The following is a 4367-nucleotide window of genomic DNA, read 5'->3' as shown; positions in this document are numbered from 1 at the left end:
CGCCGCGCCAGCAGGCACGCACCAGCTCCGGCACCGGCTTCGTGGTGCGGCGCAGCGGCATGCTGGTGACCAACGCGCATGTGGTGAAGGGCTGCGCCTCGCTCGCCCTGCCGACCGGCGAGCCGGTGGTGGTGCGCGCCGCCGATGAGCGGCGCGACCTGGCGCTGCTGCAGGTGAACAAGAGCTTCCCGGCCGAGCTGCGCTTCCGCCGCGACCAGACCATCGACCATGGCGAGCGGGTGCGCGCCTTCGGCTACCCGTTCTACGACCTGGTCTCACGCTCGCTGAACATCACCGAGGGCATCGTGACGGCGCTGGCCGGGCTGCGCGACAACCCGATGCAGTTCCAGGTCAACGCCGCCATCCAGCCCGGCAACAGCGGCGGGCCGGTGGTGGACGATAGCGGGCTGGTGATCGGCGTCGCCGTCTCCACCCTGACCACCACGGCCTTCAGCCAGGTGACGGGGGCGGTGCCGCAATCGCTGAACTACGCCATTCGCGGCCAGGTGGTGGAGAGCTTCCTGCTGGAGAACGGCGTCGAGACCGAGCGCGCGCCGCCTGGCCCGGTGACCGACCTGCGGCAGATCGCGCGCGAGGTCTCGCCCTTGGTCATGCCGGTGATCTGCACCAAGTCATGAGGCGCGCGCGCGGGCGGGACGGCCGGCGCCGGGACCGGGAGGGGTGATGTCGGCGCGATTGTGGTCGATCGGCGTGCTGCTGGTGGCGCTCGGCATCGCCGCCAGCGTGGTGGGGTGGGACGCGCTGCTCTGGCTGCCGCGCCAGCTGTTCGACTCCCTGGCCTGGGCGCCACGGGCGCTGTTCGAGGCGCTGCGGGATTCGCCCGCCACCACCGGCATCATCCTGCTGGGCGTGGTGCTGATGGTCGCGGCGCGCCTGCTGGGCCGGCGCGGCTCCTAGCGCCGGGCCGGCCCATCATTCCGGCCTTGTGACGAGGCGGCCCGCTGGCCTAGCCTCGTCTCAAAATCCCGGCGAGCGTCCAGCCATGTCCATCCCGCTGATCAATTTCGACGACAACACCACCAATGGCCAGCGGGTCGACGGGGTGGTCAGCCTGGTGGGCTTCGCCCAGCTGCCGGGCAGCCAGGGCTCGGTGCGGATCTACGCCAACGGGCAGCTGCTGGGCACCGCCGCCTACCCCACCCAGCGGCCGGACGTGCCGAATTCCGGCTTCATCTTCGACTTCAACAGCGATCTGCTGCCGGAAGGCCCGGTGACGCTGCGGGCGCAATCCTACAACGCCGCCGGGCAGCTGGTCGGCACCGCCGAGCGGCTGCTGGTGATCGACCGGATGGAGCAGCTCGGCCATTTCGAGACGCCGGACCTGCTGGCGGCGGGCACGGTGAGCCTGGCCGGCTGGGCGCTGGCCGAGGATGGCTTCCGCAGCCTGGAGGTGCTGCTCGACGGCCACTACCTGGGCAATGCCGCCTGGCGCGTCGCCGCCCGGCCGGACGTCGCCGCCGCCTTCCCCGAATACCAGGAATCGCGGGCTGGCTTCAGCGCCACCGTGTCGCTGGCCGGCCAGGCGCAGGGCTACCACCGGCTGACCCTGGTGGGCGTGCAGGCCGATGGCACGCGGCAGGAGATCACCGAGCGCGACGTCTTCATCGATGCCGGGCTGCATGCGCGCGGCTATATCGAGACCCCGGGCGCCACCGCGGCCAGCGCGCGCGGCGGCGGCATCGAGGTGACCGGCTGGGTGGTGGCCGATGCCGCGCCGGTGCGGGTCGAGGTGTTCCTGGACGACCGGCTGGCCGCCGCCTCCACCAGCTTCACGGCGCGGCCGGATGTCGCCTCGGCGGTCGGCGGCTACGCCTTCCAGCGCGGCTGGAGCGCCGAGATCCCCGATGCGCTGCTCGGCGTCGGCACGCATGACATCCGCGTGGTGGTGACCCTGGCCAACGGCGCCAAGGTCAGCCTGGACCAGGGCGGCGGCGGGTTGCACGAGGTGGACGTGCTGGCGGTCGGCCAGCAGATCGGCGCCCATCTCAACCCGCAGAACGACTACGCGGCGGTGATCAACGCCTTCGAGGCGCAGACCGGCACCGACCTCGACATCGTCATGTACTATGTGAGCTGGAACGCCCAGGGCTTCACCGGCTACCCCAACCTGGCGCTGCAGGCCCGCAACGAGGGCACGGTGCCGCTGATCACCTGGGAGAGCTACGGGCTGACCCTGGCGCAGATCGCCAATGGCTCGCAGGACAGCTACATCCGCGGCTGGGCCAACCAGATCAGGGCCTATGGCGACACGGTGCTGCTGCGCGTCGACCACGAGTTCAACGGCGACTACTACCCCTGGTCGGGGGCGCAGAACGGCAACGACCCGGCCGCCTATGTCGCCGCCTGGCGCCACATCGTCGATGTCTTCGCCGCCGAGGGCGCGGTGAATGCCCGCTTCGTCTGGGCGCCGAACTACAAGGGCACGCCCACCACGCCCGAGCCCTCGCGCCACATGGTCAACTACTATCCGGGCGACGCCTATGTCGATTTCATCGGCGTCTCCGGCTACAACTGGGGCAACGACCCGCAGAACGGCACCGGCTGGACCAGCGCGGAGACGATCTACAACACCTTCCTGCAGCAGGTCGCGGCGCTGGCGCCGGACAAGCCGGTGCTGGTCAGCGAGATCGGCACCGCGCCCAGCTATGGCGGCAACAGCGCGCCGCAATGGATCCGCGACGCCTTCGGCACGCTGGACGGGTTCGAGCAGGTCAAGGGCGTGGTCTGGTTCAACGACCGCGCCTATCACCAGGCCAGCGGCATGGATTTCCGCGTCGCCGCCTCGCCCAATGAGTGGGGGCCGGTGCCGCTCTCCCGCACCGAGGCCTTCGGCCAGGCCGCGGCCGACTGGGTGAACCAGCCCGGGCTGCATGTCTTCACCCGCGCCCTGCAGGGGCTGGAGGTGGACAGCCGCGGCAGCCTCGTCACCCTGCGCGGCCCGGGCTTCGAGGAGGTGGTGAGCGGCGCGCGGCTGCGGCTGGTCTTCGCCGATGGCGTGCTGCGCGACCAGGATGGCGACGCGCTGATGGATGGCATCCACTACGCCGCCACCTATCGCGACATCTATGCCGCCGGCGTCGACCCGGCGGCGCATTACCGCAGCTTCGGCTGGCAGGAGGGCAAGGATCCGAGCGCCTATTTTTCCACCCTCGGCTACCGCTCGGCCAATGCCGATGTGCGCCAGGCCGGGGTGAACCCGCTGGAGCATTTCCGGCAGAACGGCAGCGCCGAGGGGCGCGACCCCTCCGCCGAGTTCGATCTGCGCATGTACAAGGTCTACAACCCGGACGTGGCCGCCGCCGGGCTGGAGCCGCTGACCCATTACCTGGCCTTCGGCGCGGCGGAGGGGCGGCGCATCCACGCGGCGGTGGGCGACGACATCCGCGGCGGCCTCGACCTGCAATACTACCTGCTGTCGCAGCCGGATGTCGGCTTCGCCGGGGTGGATCCGGCCGCGCATTTCCGCGCCTCCGGCTGGCGCGAGGGACGCGACCCCAACGCCTATTTCGACACCGCCGGCTATCTGGCGACCTATGCCGATGTGCGGGCGGCCGGGGTGGACCCGCTGGCGCATTACATGGCCAGCGGCTGGCGCGAGGGGCGCGACCCCTCCACCCGCTTCGACACCACCGCCTATCTGGCGGCCAATCCGGATGTGGCGGCGGCGGGGGTGAACCCGCTGCAGCATTTCCTGACGGCCGGGCTGTTCGAGGGCCGCTCGGCCCAGGCGGACGGCGCCTGGGGCTGATCCGGCGGCCCGGCGGCCCAGGCCGCCGGGCGCGCCCCCGCCTCAGCCGGGCTGCGGCAGGCGGATGATGGCCTTGATCTCGAAGTCGAAGCCGGCCAGCCAGGTGACGCCGACCGCCGTCCAGGCCGGATAGGGCGCGGCCGGGAAGAAGCGGTCCTTCACCGCCAGCACCGTGTCGAGCTGCGCCGCCGGGTCGGTGTGGAAGGTGGTGATGTCCACGATGTCGTCGAAGCTGGCGCCGGCCACCTTCAGCACGGCGGCCAGATTGTCGAAGGCGCGCTGCACCTGCCGGGCGAAGTCCGGCTCGGGCGAGCCATCCTCGCGGCTGCCGACCTGGCCCGAGACGAAGAGCAGGTCACCGGAGCGGATCGCCGCCGAGTAGCGGTTCTGGTCGTAGAGGGCCTGGCGGCCGGGCGGGAAGAGGGCGTCGCGTTGGGCCATGCGGGCATTCCTTCACAGGGGGGGGCGTCGCCACCCCCTGGAACGGGTGATGACATACGCCGCGTATGTGAACGCATATTGGACATACGCTGCGTATGTCAACCACGCGGCGCCCGGCTCAGCCGGCGGGCCGCCGCGCCAGGGCCAGGCCGAGGCC

General features: G+C 71.2%; 4 protein-coding genes. 3 read left to right on the top strand and 1 reads right to left on the bottom strand.

All coding sequences use genetic code 11. The features are described from left to right. The 3 genes from HMPREF0731_RS10940 to HMPREF0731_RS23130 form a co-directional block, all read left to right on the top strand. The coding region (locus tag HMPREF0731_RS10940) for a S1C family serine protease (RefSeq protein ID WP_007004181.1) at nt 1-638 on the top strand (638 nt) is incomplete at its 5' end. Between the two features lie 46 nt (nt 639-684). Then, complete coding sequence (locus tag HMPREF0731_RS10935; protein ID WP_007004180.1) at nt 685-918, top strand: hypothetical protein; 234 nt, start codon at nt 685-687, stop codon at nt 916-918. An 85-nt stretch (nt 919-1003) separates the two neighbouring features. Further along, nucleotides 1004-3769 (top strand): glycosyl hydrolase, encoded by a 2766-nt coding sequence (locus HMPREF0731_RS23130; protein ID WP_007004179.1) that lies wholly within the window; start codon nt 1004-1006, stop codon nt 3767-3769. A gap of 42 nt (nt 3770-3811) precedes the next feature. Here the strand turns inward: HMPREF0731_RS23130 and HMPREF0731_RS10925 are convergent, their stop codons facing one another. After that, entirely contained in the window at nt 3812-4210 is a 399-nt protein-coding gene (locus tag HMPREF0731_RS10925; RefSeq protein WP_007004178.1) for a RidA family protein, read from the bottom strand. Nucleotides 4211-4367 lie beyond the last annotated feature (157 nt).

The organism is Pseudoroseomonas cervicalis ATCC 49957, from assembly GCF_000164635.1.
GTDB lineage: Bacteria > Pseudomonadota > Alphaproteobacteria > Acetobacterales > Acetobacteraceae > Pseudoroseomonas > Pseudoroseomonas cervicalis.
Note: the sequence above shows the minus strand (reverse complement) of the source record. Positions and strands in the feature narration are given on the sequence as shown.